This window comes from Serratia sp. Je.1.23.a, assembly GCF_051129805.1.
Taxonomy (GTDB): Bacteria; Pseudomonadota; Gammaproteobacteria; order Enterobacterales; family Enterobacteriaceae; genus Serratia; species Serratia liquefaciens.
Map to the genome: position 1 here is coordinate 66,581 of NZ_JBCPSR010000004.1, position 24,673 is coordinate 91,253.

Consider the following 24,673-nt stretch of genomic DNA (forward strand, 5'->3'; position numbering starts at 1 on the left):
GCTGGGAAATGCTTTAATGAGTGGACATCGTTTGGTGATATGTACCCCGATGAATTGGTTGGAAAACGTGTTATTAACATTGGCTTATTAAATCGATAGATAACAGAAAGGTCTCATTTCAGAGACCTTTGTTATAACATCGGCAGCTTCATTCAGTGGGTTTCTTCGGGTATTAACCTACAGAATAACCACCGTCAACCGTGATAATTTGGCCAATGATAGAACGGGCATTATCCGAAGCCAGGAAAAGTGCCGTTGCCGCGATCTCCGCGGTTGTAACAATACGACCGGTAGGCATTTTACTGAGAAAATTTTCCTTCGCTATCGGATCGTTCCCCACAAACCGGTCAAACATTGCTGTTGCTACTGGCCCTGGTGCAATGGCGTTAACCCGTACCCCGTCAGCGGCAACTTCAAGTGCGGCGGAGCGTGTTAACCCGTTAACTGCATGTTTACTTGCTGAATAGACGCTGCCGCCAGGAATACCGACTTGCCCGGCTTGCGATGAGAAATTAATCAAGCTGCCTGACCCCTGTTTACTCATCACTGGTAGAACATGTTTCATCACAAGCTGGGTTCCCAGCACATTGGTATCAAATACATGGCGGAAGTCTTCGACTGTGGTTTTGTCATGCGAAATAGGTTGCCCCTCTGTACCTGCAACATTAAGAAATACATCAATTGTCCCAAAAACTTGTTGCGTGTACTTAATTAATTCAGAAACCTGATTCTCAAATACGATATCGACTAAAAAGAAGTGAATCTCAGGATTGATTTGACGTAGTTCGGTTTCTAATTCCCGACCTCTTTGCTCATTACGTCCTGAAATTACTACATTATATCCCACTTGGCTGAACGTACGGGCACATTCTTCGCCAATGCCGCTAAGCGCACCAGTAATTATGACGGTTTGTTTCTTAGACATCCTGAATCTCCATGGACTGTAAAATACCTACCCCAGTATAGATTGGCATTCAGGAAACGGAAATAAAATATCCTATTTTTAGTTGCACTGTAGTTATAATGGAGCGCAGTTTTAATACGTAAAATAATAATGAAAGGTATTGTTACATTATATTCGTAAAACGAGAGGGTTTTTAGGTTGCAGAAATATGTTACTTATAGAGTGAAAGTGAAGGATTGTGCTTTCGTTTTACAGTGAAAGACCGAAAGTCCATGGGAGGACTTCCATGACCAAGATAGACAGTAGACAGTTTTCACCTTTGGATGAGAAGAATGCCCCAACCATTGAGTATTATCTGAACAATCCCGTAATACCTGCTTGTGCTGGTATTACTCTTGTTAAAGATCTCAATCACCGCTTTGTTGCATCTAACTTGTTGTTTAGTCGGTTCTCTGGCGTAGATCCATATAGGTTGCCGACGCTTGATGACTCAGACATGCCATGGGCTGAAAGAGGTGATATTTATAGGGATCATGAGAAAGCGATCCTTGCAGGTGAGGTTTACAATGTTCTTGAACCCCTTCCAGGAGTCGTTCATGCCTTTTTACATACTTCTAAACAAGTTATATATGACAAGAATGGATTTCCTGCTGGGACCACGGCAACAGCTATTATTATGAATGGTCATGTTGATTTTCATAATGTTACCGGTGTGTCAAAAGTGTTGAAAATATCATCATACAAAGATGTAAAACTAAGTGCCAATGAGGCTAAGTTACTGTTCTTCCTTTTAAAAGGATTGAAAAGAAAGCAAATATCAGAGCTTTTGAATATTAAACTTGCTAATTATGACTATTGCATGAGAAGCCTGAAAGTCAAGTTCAATGTGACTTCAAGTGTTCAGCTTATAGATGAGTGCATTAAGCTAGGGTATCAGGATACATTTCCTTTTCAGATTTTTTTCAAATAGTTATCGTGAGTTTATTGGTTTTATCCTATGACTTCTCATAGGATCTTAAATCCTTCGTTTTGACACGTTAACAAAATTAATATTATTCTACTCCAACGCGTTGTTAATTAAAAAACTATAAATAAGCATCATAATAGCTTCTGATATTATTACGGCCGGATTTATTTAAATGACGGCCAGCGCGTTGAAAATATGTAACGCCAGGGAACCTATCAACACTTAGTTTTAGAAGGATTGTAATGCATGAGGTAATGTATTCTCCAAGGAAAAAATGAATCGATGATAATAAATTGAGGGTTGATATCTGTACAGGTATATAGATGTCTACTTTTTTGATATCGGTGTTGCAAAGCCCATGCTTCCGACGTGTGTGCCGTATATTCGTTCGTATTTCCTAGGTTTGCATGTTTTCTGCTTAATAAGATAATGTGACGTAATGGTAAATTTACCATTCCTATAAAAATTAAAAAAATATAGCCCTGATATTTTTTAGCGAGCTACTGCTTCAACTTACCTTCCATAGGATCTTTTTACCAGACACAAGCAGCATGTTTGACAGCCTAGCGAAAACCTTTTCTGTTGCGAAAAGATTTTCCTGTGGTGCGTACCGTATTGATCTGGGCAGCATAGCGCCGGTCATGATTCAACGGAGTGCTGCTAATGCCTTATTCTGATACACCTGAACAGGCCTCCACCATCGATTGGTCTGGAAGCAAACTGGTAGTAAAGGCTTTTGCCGACACCGATAAAGCGCCCACACTGGAGCGGTTCGCGGGTGATGTTATCGCTGGAGGCCTGGCATGCTGAAGGCCATCAAAGAGCTGTTTGTCGGGACCCGGGATATACCGGCAAAGCCAACGGGAAGCACTTCAGGCTCACGGGGTCCTGCTGGTTACTATATGCCCGCGTCAGCAGCACAGCTGTTGAGCACTGTATCTCGTAAGCAGTGTTTACAGCAGTTATGGGAAAATTGTGCACTTCCCAAAGATCTCTATGAACAATTCTATCTGCAGCCATTGAAGCAACTCATGACGTTAATACAGGTGTTGCCAGCTACACCTCAGGGCGAGTATGCCAGGGAAGGGGGGTTGGTTGATGTCACCTTGAAGACGACGACCTATGCGGTGCGTCTGGCCAAAGGGCACATGCTACCTCCCGGAGCAGCACCGGAAGAACAATCGGCCCAGAATGTGCAGTGGAATGTCGTGGTGTTTTACGCTGCGCTTTGGCACTACCTACCGCAGTTGAGCCAGCTGCAGGGGGAGTTCCAGAGTGGCCGCGCCTGGTTACCTGGTTTGACAGTGCCGAGTGAACCCTACCGTTTTCGATTCAGGACGTCCCCATCAGCCACGACATTGGCGACAAGTCAAAGTTCGATGATTGCTGTACGGCTGCTGCCCGCAGAGGTCATCGACTGGCTATCAACACTGCCAGCGGCTACACACTCATTGATGACTATCGCTTCCCGACAGCCCAGCGGTTTACCTGTGATAGACGACATTATCCAGGAGGCGGCCAAGCTGGCGCGCGGCGATAGCCTGTCCATAGCATCCTCTCCGGCATCCATCTCCGACAAATTGACAGTAGTCTTACCGTCGGTGGCGCCAACTACCGAAAACATTACCTCTTCAGTACCCGTAATTGATTTGCAAAGTGCAGTCAGTAGCACCAACCCTCCGCTTGTTGAGGATCAACTGCCGGCAGAGATATTAAATCTGACTGAAGAGTCAGCAACGGCGGGATTACTGAGCTCGGCTCTAGATATGCCGGTAAACGATAAACCTTTGGCTGAGAGGGGCCTGGCGCCTGAAACGGTGGTCGGTATCGAGAAGGACATGCAGACCCTGTTGTCATTAATGGCGGTTGAGGTGTCTGCTCCGGTGAATCAGACAGAACAGGAGTTCGGGGACGCCCCTCACGAAGATGAAGGCCCTATGCCTGCCGATAACCCTGCGCTTACAGCTGAAGTGGCTCAGGTAGTTGAGGCTGTCGAAATAAACCGGGAGTCAGACGCCTTCGATGATATCGCTGCCGACGCGGCAGATTCAACACCTGAATTTTGTGCCCCTCAAACTACTGACTTCGCTCCCTCGCAATCGCAAAAGCCGGGCATTGAAGGCGATGGGCGCATAACTCCCGGAGAAGTCTTTTGGCGTTGGTTAGCTGAAGGACTCGATTCTAATGAGATCCTCATCAACTCCGTAGACGCTCGAGTTCATCTTGTTTCTGGTTTTGTCTTTATCACCGTACCTGGAATTTTTTATTTGTACCTGAAACAGGCTGGTCTGGATGGCTCTCGACGAGAAGTCCTTCAGGAGGATTTTGAACGTCTGGAGAAACATCGTCGGGTCAAGGGTAAACGATTCTATTTTGCACACCTGTATGAAACATCAGAGCGCACAGGGGCGTTTAAACGAACCAAAGGTTACCTCGTTAAAGCAAGTTTGCTCTATCGGGGGAAAAACCTGCCGGACGATAGTCCGGTACTGGTGATCCCTTGATAGGGATTAATCGTGTCTTGTGACCACATCATGTTCGCAAGACCTCTATTTAAACTAGGGAGATATCATGCATAAATCGCGTGTTATGGATTGGGACACCTTGCTCGAAGAGTATTTTTTTTCAAAGGCGTTACGTCCGGAAACTGAGAAGAGCTATCGCAGAGTGGTTGCTGTTTTCAGGAAATTTATTGGGTATGACACGTTACCGGATGAAGTCACGAACCGAGAGCTGATTTTGTGGCGTAGGGACATGTTGGGAAGGGGTTTAACAACAAGTACGTGGAATAACAAAGCTCGCCATTTACGTGCGATTTACAACCAGGGAATAAAGAAAAAATGGCTCAACGTAGTGGAAAATCCGCTAAATGAAACGCAAGTACCGCCGGGTAGCAAACGTAAAAAGATACTGAACCGTGACCAGCTGGTTAGAGTGAATCTGGTGTTAGAACAATTTGAAGAACGAGAAAAGTTACGGGTAGGTAAATGTCGTCCTTGTGCGCTCTTTCCTGTGTGGTATTGGCGGACAGTCATCGACGTGTTGCGTTCGACGGGGATGCGTCAAAACCAATTATTACATGTACGGCTAATGGATGTAGATCTGGAGGCAAACTCGATGTTGCTGTGTAAAGAAGGCAGTAAAACGCATCGAGAGTGGTTAGTTCCTATCGTGAGCTTTGTCCGGGAACGGATGCGAATACTTGTTGACCGCGCGATAGTACAGGGGGCCGAACCGGCAGATTATCTGTTCGATGTGGCGAGATTCTTGAATCCATTAGGTGAGGTTGACGCAGAGCCTGCAATTCAACCTGTTCGCTCATTCTTCACCAGGCTGACGAAAGAGTGTGGTTTTAAGGTGAGTCCACATCGATTCAGACATACCCTGGCGACTGAAATGATGAAGTCACCCGATCGTAATTTGGCAATGGTTAAAGGTTTGCTTGGGCATCGGAGCGTCAGCACAACAATGGAATATGTCGAACTGGATTTAAAGATTACCGGGCAGGCGTTAGAGAATGAGTTGTCACTGTATATGGATGTGATACCAGCGCGTGAAGGTGAGGGCAGACTCGTCTTGACATAACTTTAACAAGCTGTAAAAATCAACAGTGATCGAGAAAAGGACGCTTGTGCGCTAACACAAGCATCCTTTTTAAGAGGAACCTAGTTATTAATATCGAGTGTGCAAATTCGGAAAACACTGCGATATCAACCTGCCAGTTCCTTTGTTCCGCCCGTTAAAGGGTGTACCTCTAACCAGCGTGCTTTGATGCAGAATTAGTGGTGCCCGGACTCGGAATCGAACCAAGGACACGGGGATTTTCAATCCCCTGCTCTACCGACTGAGCTATCCGGGCAACGGGGCGCATTTAACCCTATTGGCCGGATATCGTCAATCGCTTTCTGTCACAAAGCCGATCGGTTGCTCTATTTTCATGCAGTGGCGGGTAAGGTTCGTGGGGCCTGGAGGAGGGCTGATGTGATAAATATGCAAAGAATCCGTGTATTTATACCGTTTTTGTTTTTCTGGTGTTTGTTTTTATATGTTTTATAACAATGGGTTATGCTTAAATTATTATGTAATTAATCGACATAATAGTTACTTGAACCTCATAAAAAAACATGCAATCATTGCGCAAATTTTAGCACTCTACGTCCCCTAACGGCGTTTCCGCTCATTTAAGTCAGAGGGTTGCAGGCATGACTGGTATGGCTACTCAAGCGCTACTGCGCACCAGACATCTGATGATGCCGCTACTCCGCCGCGATCTTTCCCGAACGTCGTCCTCCATAAACGCCCAGCCCAGCATGCGGTAAGGCAACTTCATGCTCGCTGTTAGGCATTATTAAAAATAGAGCTGTGGCTCTGATTTTACTGATGTCTATCGGACGCTGCCGATACCAGTTCCCGATAGTGGCCTGATAATCTTAAGAGAGTCAGCCGGTCACGCATGCGCTCTATGCTGCCACCCCGGACATCAAGTTGCCGGGATAACCTTTGTTATCTCATCACCGTGCCTTGTGGCACAGCCTCATCCTTAACCGTTTGAGAGTTAGCACTATGAAAGAATTGAAGATAGCCACCAGCGCCAGCCTGGTCGCCGCCATTGAAACGCTGCGCCAGATTGTCCGCGTCGAGCAGACGGATTATACCGACGTTGCGGCATTGGTCGTGTCGGTTGATGACGTCAACGCCGGCATCCTGGCACAGCTTAAAGCCACCGGGTTCGAGATCCCGACCTTTGTGGCGGTGGCCGGAGATGAGCATCTCTCGCCGGACTACCTGCCGTTTATCAGCGGTGTTTTCGCGCTGGACGGTGCCAGTAAGGCGTTTTATATGGCGCAGTTGGAAGCCGCGGCGGATGCTTACGAGCAGGCGCTGCTGCCGCCGTTTTTCAAAACCTTGAAAACCTATGTGGAAATGGAGAACTCGACCTTTGCCTGTCCGGGGCATCAGGGCGGGGAGTTTTTCCGCAAGCATCCGGCGGGCCGCAAGTTTTTCGAGTTTTACGGTGAAACGCTTTTTCGTTCCGACATGTGCAACGCCGACGTCAAATTGGGCGATTTGCTGATCCACGAAGGCTCGGCCAAGGACGCCCAAAAGCATGCGGCACGGGTGTTCAACGCTGATAAAACCTATTTTGTGCTCAACGGCACCTCGGCCGCCAACAAGGTGGTAACCAACGCGCTGCTGACCCGTGGCGATCTGGTGCTGTTCGACCGTAACAACCATAAGTCTAACCATCATGGTGCGTTGATCCAGGCCGGAGCGACGCCGGTGTATCTGGAAACCGCGCGCAACCCGTTTGGCTTTATCGGCGGTATCGATTCCCGCTGCTTTGACGAGCGTTATCTGCGCGAACAAATTCGTCAGGTAGCGCCGGAGAAAGCCGAGGCAGCGCGTCCTTTCCGCCTGGCAATCATTCAGCTCGGCACCTACGACGGCACTATTTATAATGCGCGTCAGGTGATCGACACCATCGGCCACCTGTGCGACTACATCCTGTTTGACTCAGCCTGGGTGGGTTACGAAGGGTTTATCCCGATGCTGAAAGAGTGTTCACCGCTGCTGTTGGAGCTGGACGAGCTTGACCCGGGCATCTTTGTTACCCAGTCGGTACACAAACAGCAGGCCGGCTTCTCGCAAACCTCGCAGATCCACAAGAAAGACGACCATATCAAGGGCCAGAAGCGTCACTGCAACCACAAGCACCTGAACAACGCTTTCATGCTGCACGCCTCTACCAGCCCGTTCTATCCGCTGTTTGCGGCGCTGGACGTCAACGCCAAGATGCATGCCGGGGCCGCCGGTCGCCGTATGTGGATGGACTGCGTGAAGCTTGGCATCGAGACGCGCAAGCAACTGCTGGAACGCTGTTCGCAGCTCAGGCCGTTTGTCCCCCTGCAGATCGCGGGCAAGAACTGGCAGGATTACGACACCGATTTGATCGCCAACGACGCCCGCTTCTTCAATTTTGTGCCGGATGAGAAATGGCACGGTTTTGAAGGCTATGCGCAGGACCAGTATTTGGTCGATCCGTGCAAACTGCTGCTGACCACGCCGGGTATTGATGCCGCCACCGGCCAATACACCGAGTTTGGCGTGCCGGCCACCATTCTGGCCAATTTCCTGCGCGAGAACGGTATCGTGCCGGAGAAGTGCGATCTTAACTCGATCCTGTTCCTGCTGACGCCGGCGGAAAACCCGGCCAAGATGCAACAACTGGTGGATATGCTGGTGCAGTTCGAACGTTACGTGGAAGAGGACGCGCCGCTGAGCCAGGTGCTGCCAACGGTATATCGCAAGAACGAGCAGCGTTATCGCGGCTATACCCTGCGCCAGCTGTGCCAGGAGATGCACGATTTATACGTCAGCTTCGACGTTAAGCAGCTGCAAAAAGAGATGTTCCGTCAGCGTCATTTCCCGCAGGTGATGATGAACCCACAGGACGCCAACGTGGAGTTTATCCGTGACAACGTTGAACTGGTGCCGATCGGGCAGGCCGAAGGGCGCATTGCGGCAGAGGGCGCGTTGCCTTACCCACCGGGCGTGCTATGCGTAGTGCCGGGCGAAGTCTGGGGCGGGGCGGTACAGCGTTATTTCATGGCGCTGGAAGAGGGCATCAACCGGCTGCCGGGCTTCTCCCCGGAGTTGCAGGGCGTTTATATCGAGAAAAAGGATCACGGCTGGAAACGCATTTTCGGCTATATGATCAAGCAATAGAAAATAAGGGCCGGTTTGCACCGGCCCTTATTATTGATAACGCCACCGCAAATTATCTTCTGCGGTAACTCTTCTGGGCGTTGTTCACCTTCACCAGGTAACGGCGAGATTCGCCGGCCGGATGCTTGGTGGTCAGCGTCTGATAGACGTCGCCCGGCTGCATGCCGTTGATGATGCTCACCGCACGGGTCCTGTCGCTAGAGAACACACGCAGCACGCTGCCGGCGCCGCCGTTATAGGCAGTGATAACCGCGTAGCGGCGTGAGGTCGGGTTTTGAATCCCTCCCAAATAGTTATTCTGCAAAATGGCCAGATAAGCCGTACCGGTATCGATGTTGTTTTCCGGGTCGAACAGGTAACTGCGGCTGGGTTTGCCCCATTTCCCACGCATCTGGAACACATCCTTACCGGCAGTGTGCTGCACCACCTGCATCAGGCCCAACGCATCTGAACCGCTCACCGCATAGGGGTTAAAGCTCGATTCGGTCTGCATGATCGCCAGGATCAGCGACTCTTCCACGCCGTATTTCTCCGACGCCTTGCGAACCATCGGCAGGTATTTGTGGGCACGTTTGTCCAGGTGGTTTGGCACCAGCTGAATAGTGACCGAGTAAATCACGTGCAGGCCGGAGGTTCGTTTTTGCAGCTTGGTCTGCAACAGATAGTCGGCGAAGTGCGCCGCACGCCATTCCCAACGGATCGGCGCACCTTTGTTATCCAGTACCTGGCCGTACAGGAACGGCTCTTTACTGATCTGGATATCGTTGACGTCGGAATAGAGATCGATAGAACCCGGGTCGTCCCCCATCAGCAAGGTGCTGATAATCGCCTGGCGCAGGTGAGCGGCAGGATCGGTGGTGGCGATGGTTTCAATAGTGATGGCACCAGAATCAAAGTTGATGTGGCTACGGGTTTGATACTGGTCGGTGTATTTAACGTAATCTTTCGGCCCGGCGATCAGAACTTCGTTCAGACCCCAGATATTCTCGATGTTGTGGGCGAACTGACCCATCAGGATTTCGAAGCCGTTGGTGTCTTTGACCCAGGCTTCGTTGACTTCAGTGCTTTTTTTGCCGGAACAGGATATCAGCAGGGGCGCTATCACTAGCAAAGCTAAAATTTTCTTCATCTTAAAGCCGTATACGAGAAGTATTGGAAGGGCCAGCGCCTGGCCCCAACAGCATTATTCGCTTGGTGGCGTATAGCCTTCGATATGGACGTCATGCCCTTCGAACAGGAATTTGATCATTTCCGCTTCCAGCAATTTGCGGTCGTCAACGTTCATCATGTTCAGTTTTTTCTCGTTGATCAGCATGGTTTGTTTTTTCATCCATTCTGCCCAGGCTTCTTTCGAGATCTCGTTATAGATGCGTTTGCCGACTTCCCCTGGATAAAGCTGGAAGTCCTGCCCTTCGGCGTCACGCTGCAGGAAGGTACAAAAAATGGTTCTGCTCATGCTAATTCCTCATCAATGGCGCTATTGCCAATAAACCCGTCATACTTTGAGCTGCAGGTGTGTTGGCTGCCTTTTCTCACCCGAATCACTTACCTCAGTAAGCTCATCGGGACTCGCTCAGTTGCCGCCTTCCTGCAACTCGAATTATTTAGGCTATAAACCCTGTCGGCGCGGGGACTGTTTTGCCAACTGTTGCAACAGGCGGTCAACCGGTGCGGCCAGCCCGACCGATGGCGGCTGCGCTAAGTTATACCAGAGACCGGCGCCCTCATCCATGCTGCTGCCTACGGCGTCCATTTCCAGCCATATTGGCACGATATCAAGATGGAAATGACTGAAAGTATGACGAAATGCGGTCAGTTGCTCCCGGCGATTGTTTTTCAGACCGCGCTGTTGCAACCAGAGTTCCATCTCTTCACGTTCGCTGAACTGCGGGAAGCAGAACAGACCGCCCCACAGACCGACGGCGGGGCGCTGCTCCAGCCAGGCGCGTTCGCCGTGCTGCAGCAATAAAAAGTAGGCGGTTTTTTCCGGCAGGGTCTGCTTGGGCTTTTTACCCGGGTATTTTGCCCAACTGTGGTGGGCATAGGCGATGCAGCCGAGGCTGAGTGGGCACAGTTCGCATTTCGGCTTGGTGCGGGTGCAGACCATCGCCCCCAGATCCATCATCGCCTGATTGAACTGGCCAACGCCCTTGGCCGGGGTAACGTTTTCGCTGATTTCCCACAGTCGGTTTTCTACTTCTTTCTTGCCCGGCCAGCCTTCGACGGCATAGCAGCGGGCCAGGACGCGTTTTACGTTGCCGTCGAGGATTGGGTAGTGTTGGCCGAGCGCCAGCGACAGCACTGCGCCTGCCGTTGAACGGCCAATACCGGGCAGGGCGTGGATTTCTTCAAAGGTTGTCGGGAACTCACCGCCGTGCTGTGCGACAATAGCCTGCGCCGCCTTATGCAGATTGCGCGCACGGGCGTAGTAGCCCAGGCCGGTCCACAGGTGCAGCACTTCGTCCAGCGGCGCTTCAGCCAGCGCACGCACGTTGGGAAAACGTGCCATAAAGCGCTGGAAGTAAGGGATCACGGTGGCAACCTGAGTTTGTTGCAACATGACCTCAGAGAGCCATACTTGATAGGCGGTCTTATCAAGCTGCCACGGCAGGGTCTTACGGCCGTAACGCTGGTACCAGTCAAGCACCACCTGTGCGAACTGCTGTGCTTGCATCATAAGCTGATTCGATATCCGGCAGAAAATGAAGCGCGATTGCAGCATAGAGTCATGATGCTGTAAACCGGAACTTTCCGACGTCGCACGGCAGGTACATTAGATGAACACTTGCTAAACCAATGTATCTTTGCATAATGCGCGTTTCCCTAATTGGCAGCCAAACAGACAGAAAGCACTATGATTAATGACGTCATCTCCCCGGAATTTGATGAGAACGGCCGCGCGATGCGCCGTATCCGCAGTTTTGTCCGCCGCCAGGGGCGGTTGACCAAAGGCCAACAGCACGCGTTGGACAACTATTGGCCGGTGATGGGCGTGGAGTATCAGGCTGAACCTGTCGATATCGCCGCACTGTTCGGGCGCGACGCGCCGACCGTGCTGGAGATCGGTTTTGGCATGGGCGCCTCGCTGGTGACCATGGCGGGCAATAACCCGCAGCAGAATTTCTTGGGGATAGAAGTCCATTCGCCGGGCGTGGGTGCCTGCCTGGCCGACGCTACCGAAGCGGAACTGAGCAACCTGCGCGTAATGTGTCACGACGCGGTTGAGGTGCTGGAGAATATGATCCCGGACGGCTCGCTGGACATGGTTCAGCTGTTTTTCCCCGATCCGTGGCACAAAGCGCGCCACAACAAACGCCGCATCGTACAGACGCCGTTTGTTGAATTGGTGCGTCGCAAACTGAAAGTCGGCGGCGTCTTCCACATGGCCACCGACTGGCAGCCTTATGCAGAACATATGTTAGAGGTTATGAACGGGATCTCAGGCTATCGCAATCTTTCCAGCGATAATGATTATGTGCCGCGTCCGGATTCACGCCCACTGACAAAATTTGAATTACGCGGCCAGCGTCTGGGACATGGCGTTTGGGACTTGATGTTTGAGAGGAAAGAATAATGGCTAAGAACCGCAGTCGTCGTTTACGTAAAAAGTTACACATTGAAGAGTTTCAGGAGCTGGGCTTCTCCGTTGCATGGCGCTTTGCCGAAGGCACCGCGGTTGAAGATATCGACAGCACGCTGGACGCTTTTATCGACGAAGTGATTGAGCCGAACGGCATGGCCTTTGACGGTAGCGGCTACCTGCAGTGGGAAGGCTTGATCTGTCTGCAGACCATCGGTCACTGCACTGACGAGCAACGCGAACTGGTCAAAAAATGGCTGGAAGCGCGTAAACTGACCGACGTTAAGGTCAGCGATCTGTTCGATATCTGGTGGGACTGATTTTCCTGCCTGATAAGCGCGGCCTGGCGTCGCGCTGAATCTATTGATTTAAGGTGCCTTTACGGCACCTTTATTTTGTCCGGAGTGTGACCGCGGTGGTAACAACATTGGATAACGCGTTGCTGGATGAGATCCTGCAACAGGTGCGCCCGCTGATTGGCCAGGGCAAGGTGGCGGACTATATACCGGCGCTGGCGGAAGTGGCGGCCGATCGTCTGGCGATCGCCGTTTGCACCGTCGACGGCGAAATGTTCCAGGCCGGTAACGCCGACGAGCGTTTCTCTATTCAGTCGATCTCCAAGGTGTTGAGCCTGACGCTGGCGCTGACGCGCTACCAGGAGGCGGAGATCTGGCGCCGGGTTGGCAAGGAGCCTTCCGGTCTGCCGTTCAACTCGCTGTTGCAGCTGGAGATGGAGCAGGGCAAACCGCGCAATCCGTTTATCAACCCCGGTGCGCTGGTGGTGTGCGACATGCTGCAAACCCGGCTCAGCGCGCCCAAGCAGCGAATGCTGGAAGTGGTGCGTCAACTGGCCGGTGAAGATGACCTGGCCTATGATTCGCGGGTGGCCCGTTCCGAGTTCGAACACTCCGATCGCAATGCGGCGATAGCCTACCTGATGAAGTCGTTCGGCAATTTCGAAAACGACGTGCTTACCGTGCTGCAAACCTATTTCCACTACTGCGCGCTGCGAATGAGCTGCGTGGAGCTGGCTCGCAGCTTTGTTTATCTGGCCAATCACGGTCGTGATCTTAGCGGACGCGAGGTGATAAGCCCCCTGCAGGCACGCCAGATTAATGCGCTGATGATGACCAGCGGCATGTACGACGGCGCGGGGGAATTTGCCTATCGCGTGGGCATGCCGGGCAAGTCCGGCGTGGGTGGCGGTATTGTCGCTATCGTCCCCGACGAGCTGTCGATCGCCGTCTGGTCGCCGGAACTGGATGCTTCCGGTAACTCATTGGCGGGAACTGCGGCGCTGGAACTGTTGTCTCAACGGATTAGCCGTTCGATTTTTTAGCCCCACCACGGAAGGGCGTCAGGAGAATATATGTTAAAGAAAACCGGGTTAGCCTTACTGCTGTTGACTGCTTCACAGGCCCATGCCGAGTATCAGTGCAGCGTTAAACCCCAGGATGACGTGATTATCAGCCCGCAGAACGTACAGGTGACCGGGGCCAGCGGCAATCTGCAGATTTCACCGGATGGCGATGTAACCCGCAATGGCCAGGCGTTGAGCCTGACAGACAGCCAGCGCCAGAAGGCCTTCAGTTACCAGAGCGCATTGCGCAAAGAGTTGCCGTGGATCGACAACGGCGCTCAGCAACATCTGGAAAAAGCGCGGGTGGCGTTGGACAAGGTGATCGTCAAAGAGTTGGGCAGCGACAGCAACGTGCGTAACCGCCTGACCACGTTGAACGGTCAGCTTAAGCAACAGATGAACCGTATCATTGAGCACCGCAGCGACGGCCTGACCTTCCATCACAAGGCGATTGATCAGGTTGAGCAGGATGGCCGCAATATCGTCCAGCAGAGCATGGGCGGCGTATTGCAGGACAGCCTGAATGAGATGGGCGTCAAGCAGGCAGCTAATAGCGGCGGCAACCCGCTGCAGGCGATCATGGGCAATCTGGGCGGCCTGCAGAAGGCGATTCAGAACGAATGGAATAACCAGGAGCAGGATTTCCAGAACTTCGGCCACGACGTGTGCAACCGCGTTACCGGTCTGGAAACCCAGCGCAAAGATTTGCTTAATGCATTGAAGTAATCTGGCTGGTGGTCGGTTTTGACCTTCTAACTAACATCTGACAGACTGGCTAAACTATAATCAATGGCTAAAAGGATTTTGCATTGATGCCAGTGATATTCCGTTATAAAGGTTATAAATTCTTTTTTTATTCGAATGAAGGAGAGCCGTTGGAACCGGCTCATATTCATGTCAGAGATGCCGTGGCAGAAGCCAAGTTTTGGCTGATACCAGAGGTGCGGGTAGCCCGCAATGATGGGTTTAATGCCAGAGTATTAAAAGAATTAACCGAAGTTGTTGGAGTCCATAAGGGGTTATTTTTGGAGGCCTGGGATGAGTATTTCAGCTAAAAACGTAAACTTCGATGAGACAACGATGTGGGTTGAGTTGAACGATGCCAGAATTATCGGCGTGCCACTCGCCTGGTTTCCTCGATTGCTGAATGCAACGGACCAAGAGCGCGCCCGCTATGAGCTGAGTGCCCGTGGGATCCATTGGGATGCGTTGGATGAAGATATTTCTGTTGAAGGCTTGCTAAAGGGTAGAGGGGATATTACTCATCGTCCCCACCATGCTGCCTGACGTTTAAAAAAAGCGCTGAAAACTCAGCGCTTTTTTTCATTCATCCGCCAGGAACAACTCCAGTAGCGAATTAAGGAACAGTTTGCCTTTCTCGGTGATCTGCCAATACTCCGGCGTTTCTACCAGATAACCTTTCGCCAGCGCTTCGTCCAGCGCTGCACGGATCGCGCTTTCATCCAGCCCGGTATAGTTGACGAATTCAGCACGCGGTGCGGCTTCCAGCAGGCGGAAGCGGTTCATAAAGAATTCGAACGGCCGGTCAGCCGCCGTCACCTCATGCTGCTTGTCCATATACTTGCCCTGCATAAAACCACGCGGATGCTTGGTTTTCGCGGTACGCAGAATGCGGCCGTCGCTGAAGGTTAACTTGCCGTGCGCGCCGCAGCCAATCCCCAGATAGTCGCCAAAGCGCCAGTAGTTGAGGTTATGTTGGCACTGATAGCCCGGTTTGGCGTAGGCCGAAGTTTCATACTGCTGATAGCCGGCGGCGCTCAGCAATTCATGGCCCCGCTCGAAAATGTCCCACAGCGCGTCGTCGTCCGGTAGCACCGGCGGGCGTGAACTGAAAAGCGTATTGGGCTCGATAGTCAGTTGATACCACGACAGATGCGGTGGATTGAGGGCAATGGCCTGGCGCAGATCGTCCAGCGCCTCTTCCAGCGACTGGTCCGGCAGGCCGTGCATCAGATCCAGGTTAAAACTGCGCAAACCCAGGCCGGTAGCCAGGTGTGCTGCGCGTTTGGCCTCTTCCGGACCGTGAATGCGACCCAGACGAGTCAATTTCTCGGCGCTGAAGCTCTGCACGCCGATAGAAATGCGGTTCACACCGGCGCGCTGATAGCCGCTGAAGCGATCGGCTTCTACGGTACCCGGGTTGGCCTCCATGGTGATCTCGGCGCCGTCAATCACCGGAATGCGTGCCCGCACGCCGTCCAGCAGCGATTGCATCGCTTCGGCACTCAACAGGCTGGGGGTGCCGCCGCCGATAAAAATGGTGCTGATTTCGCGACCACTGACCAGCGGCAGATCGGCATCCAGATCCGCCAGCAGGTGATCGACGTATTCCTGATGCGGCACTTCGCCCTTCAACGCATGCGAGTTGAAGTCGCAGTACGGGCATTTCTGCACGCACCACGGAATGTGAATGTACAAACTCAGCGGGGGCAACTTAAGCATTGCGCATCGCTTCCAGCATCAGCTTCAGGGCTTTACCTCGGTGTGATACGGCGCGCTTTTCGTCACGGCTCAGCTCGGCAGCGGTGCGGCCCAGCTCCGGAACGTAGAAGATAGGATCATAGCCAAAACCGCCTTCACCGGCGGCGGCATCGGTGATTTCACCGGCCCAGCTGCCGTGGAACACCAGCGGCGTCGGATCTTCCGCGTGGCGCATATACACCAGCACGCAGTGGAACTGTGCGCCACGGCTGCCCTTGGGCACGTCTTTCAGCGCAACCAGCAGCTTGTCGAGGTTTTGCTGGTCAGAGGCGTCTACACCCGCGTAACGTGCAGAATAGATGCCTGGCGCGCCGCCCAGTGCATCAACCGCCAGACCCGAGTCGTCGGCGATCGCCGGCAGACCGGTGATTTGCGCCGCATGGCGGGCTTTCAGAATGGCATTTTCGATAAACGTCAGGCCGGTTTCCTCGGCGGACTCCACGCCCAATTCGGTTTGTGCGACCACATTCAGCCCGAAATCGGCCAACAGGTCGGCGAGTTCGCGCACTTTACCCGGGTTACCGGTGGCAAGAACGACTTTTTGCATGATGACTACCTTGAAATTTATTCGATTAGCGCCGCGACCACGGCGGGGATCTGTTGCGGATTAACGATGCGTAACTGTTTATGCCGCCCCAGCTCGCCTTTCTCTATGGTGACGTTGCTTTTCGCCACTTTGAACTGCTTGGCAAGAAACTTGATCAGATGAGCGTTGGCCTGGCCGTCTACCGGCGGGGCGGTAATGGCGACTTTAAGTTCGTCGCCATGCAAACCGACAATCTGGTCGCGGCTGGCTTTCGGCTGAATATATAGCCTGATTGCCAGCCCGTCCAGCACGGGGGTGACTGCACTCACAGCAGGAACCAGATCTCACCGAACAGATCCATACCCAGGTAGTTGATCAGATACAGGATCAGGATCACTACCATCGCTGAAAAATCAATGCCGCCCATTGCCGGAAGAATACGGCGGATTGGCGCCATCAAAGGTTCGGTCAGTTGATACATCAACTGATCAATCGGGCTGCGGCCCTGACTTATCCAGCTCATCAGCGCGCGGATAATCATCACCCAGAAGATCAGATAACCGGCCGACTTCACCAGAGAGATCAAGCCAAACAGCAGGTTATACGGGCTGAGTGACATCGCGCCGCCCTGAATGAGCAGCAACAGCGGGTACTTGATGGTCATCAGCAGGAAAGCCAACAGCAGGGATGCGCTGTCAATAGGTCCCATTGACGGGATAATACGGCGCAGCGGGCCAATCACCGGCTGGGTGATCTTCACGATAAACTGCGCGAATGGGTTGTAAAAGTCAGCGCGTGTCCACTGCATCCAGATGCGCAGCAGCAGTACCATGACGTAAAGATCAATAACGGTTTTGACCAAAAAAGTCAGCGTTAGCATGAAGTCGTCCTTCTCCTTAACTCTCGATTATTTAAAATGATTTTTCCATTTCCTGCGCACGGGAAACTGCTGCCTGCATGGCTTTGGCCACGGTTGCCGGCAGTTGTTGCTCGTTGAATACCCGCAGCGCCTCGGCGGTGGTGCCGCCTTTGGACGTTACCTGCTCACGCAAGGTCGACAACGGCGTCTCCGGGTTGGCTTCCACCAGCGCAGCGGCGCCGGAAGCCGCTTGTTGCACCAGCGCACGGGCCGTCTGGCTGTCGAAGCCCATACGTTCGGCTTCCTGCTGCATGGCTTCCATAAACAGGAAGAAATAGGCCGGGGCACTGCCCGCAGCGGCGATCACGCTGTTGATGCCGTTTTCGTCATCCACCCAACATACCTTGCCAACTGACGCCATCAAATCACTGGTGTAGTCACGATCCTGTTGGCTGACCTGCTGCGGCGCATACAGGCCACTCATGCCTTTACCCACCAGCGATGGCGTGTTTGGCATAATGCGTACGATATTCAGATTGTCGGCCAGCAGCTGGTAAAAACGGCTGACCTGAATGCCTGCGGCGATCGACAGCACCAGTTTGCCGCTGAAATCGATCTGATCGCGCAACGGCTGGCAGACATCTGCCATCATCTGTGGCTTCACCGCCAGTACGATGACGTCGGCCTCGCGTGCGCAGGCAAGGTTATCGCCGCTGCTAACGATGCCGTAGTCGGCAGCCAGCGCATCGCGGTTTTTAGCCGAAGGCGCGCAGACGCTGATGGATTTGGCCGGGTAACCGCCCGCCACCAGGCCGGCGATGATTGCGCGGGCCATGTTGCCGGCGCCAATGAAGGTAATCTTACGGTGTTGCATTAAAATTCCTCGTCAGTGTGTCAGGACTGCGAATAATCTCGCGCGCCAAAAATGGCGGTACCGATACGAACCAGAGTGCTGCCTGCGGCAATGGCCGCCGTCATGTCATCGGTCATGCCCATCGACAGCGTGTCCACCTGTGGATAATGCTGTTGCAGCGCCAGGAAGGCGTCGTGCATCTGGCGGAATACCGCCAATTGGCTCTGGTAGTCTTCTTGCGGAGCCGGAATCGCCATCAGCCCGCGTAAACGAACGTTCGGCAAGGCGACAACCGCTTCTGCCAGCGCCGGCAGTTCAGCCAGTACAATGCCAGATTTACTCTGTTCATCGCTGATATTTATTTGGATCAGAACGTTAAGCGGCGGCATGTCTGCCGGGCGCTGGTCGCTTAACCGCTGGGCGATACGCAGCCGATCGACGGTATGGCACCAGGCAAAGTGCTCTGCCACCAGCCGGCTCTTATTGGATTGCAAAGGGCCGATAAAGTGCCAATCCAGCGTTGCTCCTTCCGGCAGCGCGGCAAAATGCTGAACCTTATCCACGCCTTCCTGTACATAGTTTTCCCCGAAGGTTCGCTGGCCTGCCGCGATAGCTTCTGCGATCGCCGCCACAGGTTTGGTTTTACTCACTGCAAGCAGCGTCACTTCTTCTGGAGCGCGAGCGCAGCCTTGAGCGGCCGCGGCAATGCGGTTTCTGACATCCTGCAGATTCTGTTGGATAGTGCTCATCATTGACCCAGGAGATTGATATGGATATCGGTGAATTCGTGGCCCTTAGTGTAAAGCATAATGCTTCCGATCTGCACCTTTGTACGGGGCATCAGCCGATGTTGCGCATCGATGGCGAATTACAGCCGCTGGCAGGTGCGGAAAAACTGACCGAGACCAAGATGCATCGCTTGTGCAACGCGCTGCTGCAACCCCAGCAACGGCAGCAATTGCAACAGCAGGGGCAGCTTGATCTGGCGCTGACGCTTGCGGGCGATATTCGGCTGCGCGCCAATTTCTTTCTGCAAAGCCTCGGGGTTTCGCTTGCCTTGAGGCTGATTGCCGGCGAGTGCCCGACGCTGGCGGCGTTGGCAGCACCAGACATCATTCCGGCCCTGGTGCGCAGGGAAGATGGCCTGATTTTGGTGACCGGCGCGACCGGCAGCGGTAAATCCACCACCTTGGCGGCAATGATTGACGACATCAATCAGCACCAGCGGCGGCATATCCTTACGCTGGAGGATCCGATCGAATTTATTCACCGCAGTCGACACTCTTTAATTCAGCAGCGCGAATTGGGCCGCGACAGCCACAGCTTTGACGACGCATTACGTGCTGCCCTGCGTGAAGATCCAGACGTCATCTTGCTGGGGGAGCTGCGTGACACCACAACCATCAGGCTGGCGCTTACCGCTGCGGAAACCGGCCATCTGGTACTGGCGACGCTGCATACCCGTAGCGCGACGCAGGCGGTCGATCGGCTGGTGGATGTTTTCCCGGCGGAAGAAAAGCCCTATGTGCGTGCACAGTTGGCCGGTAGCCTGCAGGCGGTGATTGCACAGAAACTGTTGAGTCGGCCCGGGGGCGGCAGGGTGGCGATTTTTGAGGTGCTGACGGCGACGGCGGCGGTCAGCAGCATGATCCGCGAGAGCAAAACCCATCAGCTTGCCAGCGTGCTGCAAACCGGTGGGCAGTCCGGCATGCAGACCTTTGAGCAAGGTCTGCAACAGCGGATCTGTGCGGGATTACTGGGCGGCGCGGAGGGGACTTTGCCAAGGGATTAACCCAATTGCCGTTCAAACCAGCTTTCCAGGATTACCACCGCCGAGGCGGAATCCACGCTGCCCTTGTCCAGGGCGCGGAAGCCGCCGCGATCAAACAGGTTGGCGCGGGCTTCGACGGTACTGAGACGCTCATCATGCAGCGCGATCTGCACGCCAAAGCGGCCGTGCAGGCGGTTGGCGAACTTGCGCGCTTGCTCGGTGACCGGCTGTTCGGTGCCGTCCATGTTCAGCGGCAAACCGACTACCACCAGATCCGGTTGCCACTCTTTCAGCAACTTCTCGATCTTCTGCCAGTCCGGTGAACCGTCCTGCGCTTTGAAAGCCGCCAGCGCACGGGCGCTGCCGGTTAGCTCCTGGCCAATGGCCGCGCCGATGCTTTTGGTGCCGAAGTCGAAGGCGATAATGGTGCGGTTGGTCATCAGGCGTGTCCTGCGTGGTTGGCAATGCTGCGGATATCAATGCCAAGGCGATTGGCGGCCTCGCGCCAGCGGCTGGCGATCGGCGTATGGAACAGAATGTCGGTGTCGGCTTCGATGGTCAGCCAGGCGTTTTCCAACACTTCCTGTTCGAGTTGGCCTTTTTCCCAGCCGGCATAGCCGAGCGCGACCAGTACGTCCTCCGGCTGTTCCGGCGTGCCCAAGGTTTCCAGTACGTCTTTCGAGGTGGTGATCATGGTATCCGGCGAGATCTGGATACTGGAGCCGAAGCCTTTGCACGGCGTATGCAGGATAAAACCGCGATCGTCAGCCAGCGGGCCGCCGGCAAACACCGGTTTATCCAGACTGATGGCCGGATCGCGCGCCTGTGGCATGATCTTCAGTTTGCTCAGCACTGTTTCCACCGTGAACTGTTCCACCGGTTTATTGATCACCAGGCCCATGGCGCCGTCTTCATTGTGCTCGCAGACATAAATCACCGAGCGTTTGAAGCGAGGATCCTGAAGTGATGGCATAGCGATAAGAAAATGGTGTTGTAAATTCATGGTGTTATTTAAGGTATTTGATTGGTGAGAAGTTAAACAGCCGCCAGTATGCGGCTATCCCCATCGCCTTTCAAGCCGCGACTCGGTTGACGCGGGCTGACAGCGTCATTCAGGGAGGTCGGGAAGGCGGGCGACGCAAGTCACCCGCATTTCGATTACTTCGCTGCCAGACGCTTCTCGATTGCATCCATAAGCATACCGGTGATGGAAACCGGGAAGGCCGCTTCTATTTCACGCGCGCAGGTCGGGCTGGTGACGTTGATTTCAGTCAGGCGATCGCCAATCACGTCCAGGCCCACAAAGATCAGCCCTTTTTCTTTCAGCGTCGGGGCTACCGCACGCGCAATTTTCCAGTCGCTTTCGCTCAGTGGACGCGCTTCACCACGGCCGCCGGCCGCCAGGTTGCCACGGGTCTCGCCCTGCGCCGGGATGCGCGCCAGGCAGTAAGGTACTGGCTCACCGTCAACCACCAGAATGCGCTTATCGCCCTCCTTGATTGCCGGCAAGAAGTTCTGCGCCATGCAGAAACGGCTACCGTGCTCGGTCAGGGTTTCGATAATCACCGACAGGTTAGGGTCGTCCTGCTTCACGCGGAAGATAGACGCGCCGCCCATGCCGTCCAGCGGTTTGAGAATAATGTCGCCGTGCTGCTGGTGGAATTTGCGGATGTGCGCCGCGCTGCGGCTGACCAGGGTGTCCGGCGTCAGTTCCGGGAACCAGGCGGTAAACAGCTTTTCGTTGCAGTCACGCAGGCTCTGCGGCTTGTTAACTACCAGCGTGCCTTTGACCTCTGCGCGTTCCAGAATATAGGTCGCGTAGATGTATTCAGTATCGAAAGGGGGATCTTTACGCATCAGGATCACGTCCAGATCATGCAGCGCCAGATCCTGCTCGCTGCCAAAGCTGAACCAGCTCTCTTTATCTTCCTTCACGCTCAGCAGGCGAGTGCGGGCGCGGCCGTCACCGGCGTGCAGATAGAGATCGTCCATCTCCATGTAGTGCAGTTCCCAGCCACGGCGCTGCGCTTCGAGCAGCATGGCGAAGCTGGTGTCTTTTTTGATGTTGATGGAGGCGATAGGGTCCATCACGATGCCGAGCTTAATCATCTTTTCTCCTTTAACCCAGATCGCCGAAACGTACCTGCAAAGCGGTAATTGCGGTGAGCGCTGTGGTTTCTGTACGCAGAACGCGTGGCCCAAGCAGGATATCAGTAAATCCGTGGCCTGTGGTCATCGCAATTTCGTCGGCGGATAAACCGCCTTCCGGCCCAATCAGCAGGCGGACATGTTCCACCGGCAGCGGCAGGGTATTGATACTGTGGTTGGCGCGTGGGTGCAGGTTGAGTTTCAGGCTGCCATCTTGCTCGGCGCACCAGTCTTCCAGTTTCATCGCCTCGCGAATTTCCGGAATACGGTTGCGGCCACATTGTTCGCAGGCGGCGATGGCGATCTTCTGCCATTGCTGGATTTTTTTCGCCAGACGCTCGCCGTCCAACTTCACACCGCAGCGCTCGGAAAACAGCGGAGTAATGACATTGACCCCGAGCTCGATGGATTTCTGAATGGTGAATTCCATCTTCTCACCGCGAGAAATCACCTGGCCCAGATGCAGATTGAGTGGCGATTCACGGTCTTCCGGTTGGCCGGCGGCTAGCCGCACCAGCACGTTTTTTTTGTCGACCTGGGTGATCTCGGCGTCAAATACCTGGTTGCTGCCGTCGAAGAGCTGCAGTGCCTGGCCGGCGCTCATTCGCAGTACACGCCCGATGTGGTTGGCGGCGTCTTCGCTCAGTGCGATTTCTGCATGGTCGATTAACGGCTGCGGGTGATAAATACGGGGTATACGCATTGAATATTCGATCCTGACTAATATGCAGTCATCAGTGCTGCAGCTTGAAAAAAAAGAGTATATACCCAAAGTAATTGAAGCTGCAGCAAGGCGGCAAGTGAGTGCATCCCGATGAGCTTACTTAAGTAAGTGATTCGGGGGCGCTCACGCAGTCAACACCGCTGCAGTTTTAAGTACGAAGGGGATTTAGCCCTTTCGTTGCTGGCAAGCCTGTTGAATATAGAGGTTATGGTTGCCCTGTACCTTAGCGATGCGTGCCTCCCGCAGGCATTCCCACTGGTTGACCGGATACTGACGGTTCCACACCTCGAAAAGCTGGGTCTGTTGGCGGGAAAGCCGCAGTTGATAGCGATCGCGCATATAAAAATAGGTGCGGGCGATCGCACCGCGAGCGCGTGCGGGCGGTTCGGCCTGCTTATTTTTAAAGTCCACTTTCATTGGGCACTGGCCATACTGACCTTCGCCGCCTTTCCATTGGCTGTACATGAAATTATTGCGATCGCCGTTCACTTCGCCAATCGCCGGCTGCAGGTTGTGCAGGTCAGTTTCGATTTGGCGATAGCTCGCGTCTTTGGTGCAGTTTTTGCGGCCACCCTGTTGCCAGCACTGCAATTGGTGGCCGAACTGCCAGGCCGGTACCACATGTTCCCATTCGATACGCTGTGCGCGTTGGGCGTTTTTGCGTGGTTGATAGCCACAACTGTTTAAATCTGGGATGCCTTTCTTGCCCTGCCAGGTGATCTCGCAGCCGCAGTAGAAAGAACCGGGCGCGTCCTGGTTGATTTTGGCCGCTGCTGCCTTGGCCTGATAAAAATTATTGATGCCGTGCGCCTGTGCGGCGCCGGTGGTGAAAATAACCGTAAACAAAATTTTGCTAAGCATATTCCAAAACTGCTCAAAATTGGAAAGGCAGGCAGGGTAGCGGAAGTCAACGGCAGTGGCAAACGACGGGCGTTAACCCCGTGGCTTTTCAAGCCAGCGCCGGAGTCTGGCTGTAACTTGGGACGTAGGGAGCAGAGGTTGGATTTTTCGCTTAAACAGGCTCACCGGCGATAAATTTCAATTTTTCGCCGCACTGACGGCAGCGGTATTCGCTTTCTCCGCGAAGCACCCGATTATGCCGACGTACGGTGAGCTGATGTTGTTGGCAACGACAGTGGTAGGGGAAGGTTTTGCTTTGCACCGAGGCAATTTCAAACTGGTGGGTGCGGCTGGCCGGTACCTGCAACACGCTTTCCATCATCCAGCGCCATTCGCGTCCATGTGGGGCCACGCGGCCAAACTGGCGGAAGACTAACAGGTGCGCCAGTTCGTGCGGCACCACTTCGTCGATAAACGGCTGTTGGTTTTCCATCAGCAAAACCGGATTCAGCCGAATTTCCCAGGCTTGCAGCCAGGCGGTGCCCGCACTGGTTCCGCGTTGCTGGTAAACGACTTTGGGTTCCGGAAACTCGACGGAAAAATGCTGACGCGCCAGCAGCAGTTTTTCACGCAGGCAGCGCATCACCGCCTGTTGCAGCGCTATGGGGATTCTTACTTTGTTCATTGCGGCTAGCTTAAGCAATGGCGCGACGGCTGGCAATAAGACGAAAAACTAATTCTCATCCCGCCTGCCGGGCCGGTTTTTCATTGCATTGATAACCCGATCGACGCTGATGGATTGTAATCAATGTGTTAACTGCGGGATAATAAACCGTACATGCTGAGTCTGTACCCGCAGCGCTCACAGAAAAGATTGAAAAGCATCCCGAGAAAATACCTTTCTAACGCAGGG

27 protein-coding genes and 1 tRNA gene are annotated in these 24,673 nt (G+C 53.5%); 11 read left to right on the plus strand and 17 right to left on the minus strand.

The window, feature by feature from the left end; translation table 11 throughout:
- Nucleotides 1-172 precede the first annotated feature (172 nt).
- Entirely contained in the window at nucleotides 173-925 is a 753-nt protein-coding gene (locus AAZT04_RS15890; protein WP_434680912.1) for an SDR family NAD(P)-dependent oxidoreductase, read from the minus strand.
- A 265-nt stretch (nucleotides 926-1,190) separates the two neighbouring features.
- Between AAZT04_RS15890 and AAZT04_RS15895 the strand changes: the two genes are divergently transcribed.
- From AAZT04_RS15895 to AAZT04_RS15905, 3 genes are all read left to right on the plus strand, one after another.
- A complete protein-coding gene (locus tag AAZT04_RS15895) occupies nucleotides 1,191-1,874 on the plus strand; it encodes a LuxR C-terminal-related transcriptional regulator (protein ID WP_290016603.1) in 684 nt (227 codons plus the stop codon).
- Nucleotides 1,875-2,674: 800 nt separating this feature from the next.
- Nucleotides 2,675-4,375, plus strand: a complete 1,701-nt coding sequence (locus tag AAZT04_RS15900) for a TraI domain-containing protein (protein WP_434680915.1) — start codon at nucleotides 2,675-2,677, stop codon at nucleotides 4,373-4,375.
- 67 nt (nucleotides 4,376-4,442) lie between these two features.
- A complete protein-coding gene (locus AAZT04_RS15905; RefSeq protein ID WP_434680917.1) occupies nucleotides 4,443-5,456 on the plus strand; it encodes a tyrosine-type recombinase/integrase in 1,014 nt (337 codons plus the stop codon).
- Nucleotides 5,457-5,654: 198 nt separating this feature from the next.
- On the opposite strand, the gene AAZT04_RS15910 is transcribed toward AAZT04_RS15905, so the two are convergent.
- Nucleotides 5,655-5,730 (minus strand) — tRNA-Phe (locus tag AAZT04_RS15910).
- Nucleotides 5,731-6,434: 704 nt separating this feature from the next.
- Between AAZT04_RS15910 and speF the strand changes: the two genes are divergently transcribed.
- Nucleotides 6,435-8,597, plus strand: a complete 2,163-nt coding sequence (speF, locus tag AAZT04_RS15915; protein ID WP_020828616.1) for an ornithine decarboxylase SpeF — start codon at nucleotides 6,435-6,437, stop codon at nucleotides 8,595-8,597.
- Between the two features lie 52 nt (nucleotides 8,598-8,649).
- On the opposite strand, the gene mltC is transcribed toward speF, so the two are convergent.
- The 3 genes from mltC to mutY form a co-directional block, all read right to left on the minus strand.
- Nucleotides 8,650-9,726 (minus strand): membrane-bound lytic murein transglycosylase MltC, encoded by a 1,077-nt coding sequence (gene mltC, locus AAZT04_RS15920; protein WP_020828615.1) that lies wholly within the window; start codon nucleotides 9,724-9,726, stop codon nucleotides 8,650-8,652.
- A 54-nt stretch (nucleotides 9,727-9,780) separates the two neighbouring features.
- Complete coding sequence (locus AAZT04_RS15925; protein ID WP_020828614.1) at nucleotides 9,781-10,053, minus strand: oxidative damage protection protein; 273 nt, start codon at nucleotides 10,051-10,053, stop codon at nucleotides 9,781-9,783.
- Between the two features lie 153 nt (nucleotides 10,054-10,206).
- Complete coding sequence (mutY, locus tag AAZT04_RS15930) at nucleotides 10,207-11,274, minus strand: A/G-specific adenine glycosylase (RefSeq protein ID WP_434680921.1); 1,068 nt, start codon at nucleotides 11,272-11,274, stop codon at nucleotides 10,207-10,209.
- Nucleotides 11,275-11,451: 177 nt separating this feature from the next.
- Here mutY and trmB point away from each other — a divergent pair, with 177 nt between their 5' ends.
- The 6 genes from trmB to AAZT04_RS15960 all read left to right on the plus strand — a co-directional run bounded on the left by trmB (nucleotide 11,452) and on the right by AAZT04_RS15960 (nucleotide 14,824).
- Nucleotides 11,452-12,171 (plus strand): tRNA (guanosine(46)-N7)-methyltransferase TrmB, encoded by a 720-nt coding sequence (gene trmB / locus AAZT04_RS15935; protein ID WP_020828612.1) that lies wholly within the window; start codon nucleotides 11,452-11,454, stop codon nucleotides 12,169-12,171.
- Nucleotides 12,171-12,497 (plus strand): YggL family protein, encoded by a 327-nt coding sequence (locus AAZT04_RS15940; protein WP_020828611.1) that lies wholly within the window; start codon nucleotides 12,171-12,173, stop codon nucleotides 12,495-12,497. Before trmB ends, AAZT04_RS15940 begins: the two co-directional genes overlap by 1 nt.
- A 95-nt stretch (nucleotides 12,498-12,592) precedes the next feature.
- A complete protein-coding gene (gene glsB / locus AAZT04_RS15945; RefSeq protein ID WP_041415685.1) occupies nucleotides 12,593-13,516 on the plus strand; it encodes a glutaminase B in 924 nt (307 codons plus the stop codon).
- A 30-nt stretch (nucleotides 13,517-13,546) separates the two neighbouring features.
- Nucleotides 13,547-14,263, plus strand: a complete 717-nt coding sequence (locus AAZT04_RS15950; RefSeq protein WP_020828609.1) for a DUF2884 domain-containing protein — start codon at nucleotides 13,547-13,549, stop codon at nucleotides 14,261-14,263.
- 86 nt (nucleotides 14,264-14,349) lie between these two features.
- The gene (locus tag AAZT04_RS15955) at nucleotides 14,350-14,592 is read left to right on the plus strand and encodes a DUF4160 domain-containing protein (RefSeq protein WP_020828608.1); all 243 of its coding nucleotides are present in this window, start codon (nucleotides 14,350-14,352) and stop codon (nucleotides 14,590-14,592) included.
- Complete coding sequence (locus AAZT04_RS15960; protein WP_115058032.1) at nucleotides 14,576-14,824, plus strand: DUF2442 domain-containing protein; 249 nt, start codon at nucleotides 14,576-14,578, stop codon at nucleotides 14,822-14,824. Before AAZT04_RS15955 ends, AAZT04_RS15960 begins: the two co-directional genes overlap by 17 nt.
- 36 nt (nucleotides 14,825-14,860) lie before the next feature.
- Here the strand turns inward: AAZT04_RS15960 and hemW are convergent, their stop codons facing one another.
- The 6 genes from hemW to AAZT04_RS15990 are packed head-to-tail and all read right to left on the minus strand — an operon-like array spanning nucleotide 14,861 to nucleotide 19,026.
- Complete coding sequence (gene hemW / locus AAZT04_RS15965) at nucleotides 14,861-16,000, minus strand: radical SAM family heme chaperone HemW (RefSeq protein ID WP_046372639.1); 1,140 nt, start codon at nucleotides 15,998-16,000, stop codon at nucleotides 14,861-14,863.
- Entirely contained in the window at nucleotides 15,993-16,586 is a 594-nt protein-coding gene (locus tag AAZT04_RS15970; protein ID WP_046372640.1) for an XTP/dITP diphosphatase, read from the minus strand. Before AAZT04_RS15970 ends, hemW begins: the two co-directional genes overlap by 8 nt.
- Before the next feature lie 17 nt (nucleotides 16,587-16,603).
- Nucleotides 16,604-16,894 carry a DUF167 family protein YggU gene (gene yggU / locus AAZT04_RS15975; RefSeq protein ID WP_020828604.1) on the minus strand — a complete coding sequence of 97 codons (291 nt, stop codon included), beginning with the start codon at nucleotides 16,892-16,894 and terminating at the stop codon, nucleotides 16,604-16,606.
- Entirely contained in the window at nucleotides 16,891-17,445 is a 555-nt protein-coding gene (locus tag AAZT04_RS15980) for a YggT family protein (protein WP_044553435.1), read from the minus strand. The genes yggU and AAZT04_RS15980 overlap by 4 nt, the downstream gene beginning before the upstream one ends.
- A 31-nt stretch (nucleotides 17,446-17,476) precedes the next feature.
- Nucleotides 17,477-18,298, minus strand: a complete 822-nt coding sequence (proC, locus tag AAZT04_RS15985) for a pyrroline-5-carboxylate reductase (protein WP_020828602.1) — start codon at nucleotides 18,296-18,298, stop codon at nucleotides 17,477-17,479.
- A 20-nt stretch (nucleotides 18,299-18,318) separates the two neighbouring features.
- Nucleotides 18,319-19,026, minus strand: coding sequence for a YggS family pyridoxal phosphate-dependent enzyme (locus AAZT04_RS15990; protein WP_020828601.1), 708 nt, complete (start codon nucleotides 19,024-19,026; stop codon nucleotides 18,319-18,321).
- Between the two features lie 20 nt (nucleotides 19,027-19,046).
- On the opposite strand from AAZT04_RS15990, the gene AAZT04_RS15995 reads away from it, so the two are divergent.
- Nucleotides 19,047-20,069, plus strand: a complete 1,023-nt coding sequence (locus tag AAZT04_RS15995; RefSeq protein ID WP_401527282.1) for a type IV pilus twitching motility protein PilT — start codon at nucleotides 19,047-19,049, stop codon at nucleotides 20,067-20,069.
- Here AAZT04_RS15995 and ruvX read toward each other — a convergent pair.
- The 6 genes from ruvX to AAZT04_RS16025 form a co-directional block, all read right to left on the minus strand.
- Entirely contained in the window at nucleotides 20,066-20,488 is a 423-nt protein-coding gene (ruvX, locus tag AAZT04_RS16000) for a Holliday junction resolvase RuvX (protein WP_020828599.1), read from the minus strand. The two genes, AAZT04_RS15995 and ruvX, sit on opposite strands and share 4 nt — an antisense overlap.
- On the minus strand, nucleotides 20,488-21,051 hold the full coding sequence (locus AAZT04_RS16005; RefSeq protein WP_041414955.1) for a YqgE/AlgH family protein: 564 nt from the start codon (nucleotides 21,049-21,051) through the stop codon (nucleotides 20,488-20,490). The genes ruvX and AAZT04_RS16005 overlap by 1 nt, the downstream gene beginning before the upstream one ends.
- A gap of 155 nt (nucleotides 21,052-21,206) precedes the next feature.
- Nucleotides 21,207-22,157 (minus strand): glutathione synthase, encoded by a 951-nt coding sequence (gshB, locus tag AAZT04_RS16010; RefSeq protein WP_020828597.1) that lies wholly within the window; start codon nucleotides 22,155-22,157, stop codon nucleotides 21,207-21,209.
- Between the two features lie 10 nt (nucleotides 22,158-22,167).
- Nucleotides 22,168-22,899, minus strand: coding sequence for a 16S rRNA (uracil(1498)-N(3))-methyltransferase (rsmE, locus tag AAZT04_RS16015; RefSeq protein ID WP_020828596.1), 732 nt, complete (start codon nucleotides 22,897-22,899; stop codon nucleotides 22,168-22,170).
- Between the two features lie 186 nt (nucleotides 22,900-23,085).
- Entirely contained in the window at nucleotides 23,086-23,781 is a 696-nt protein-coding gene (gene endA / locus AAZT04_RS16020) for a deoxyribonuclease I (RefSeq protein ID WP_434680929.1), read from the minus strand.
- Between the two features lie 151 nt (nucleotides 23,782-23,932).
- Nucleotides 23,933-24,445 carry a SprT family zinc-dependent metalloprotease gene (locus AAZT04_RS16025; RefSeq protein WP_116691756.1) on the minus strand — a complete coding sequence of 171 codons (513 nt, stop codon included), beginning with the start codon at nucleotides 24,443-24,445 and terminating at the stop codon, nucleotides 23,933-23,935.
- Between the last annotated feature and the right edge of the window lie 228 nt (nucleotides 24,446-24,673).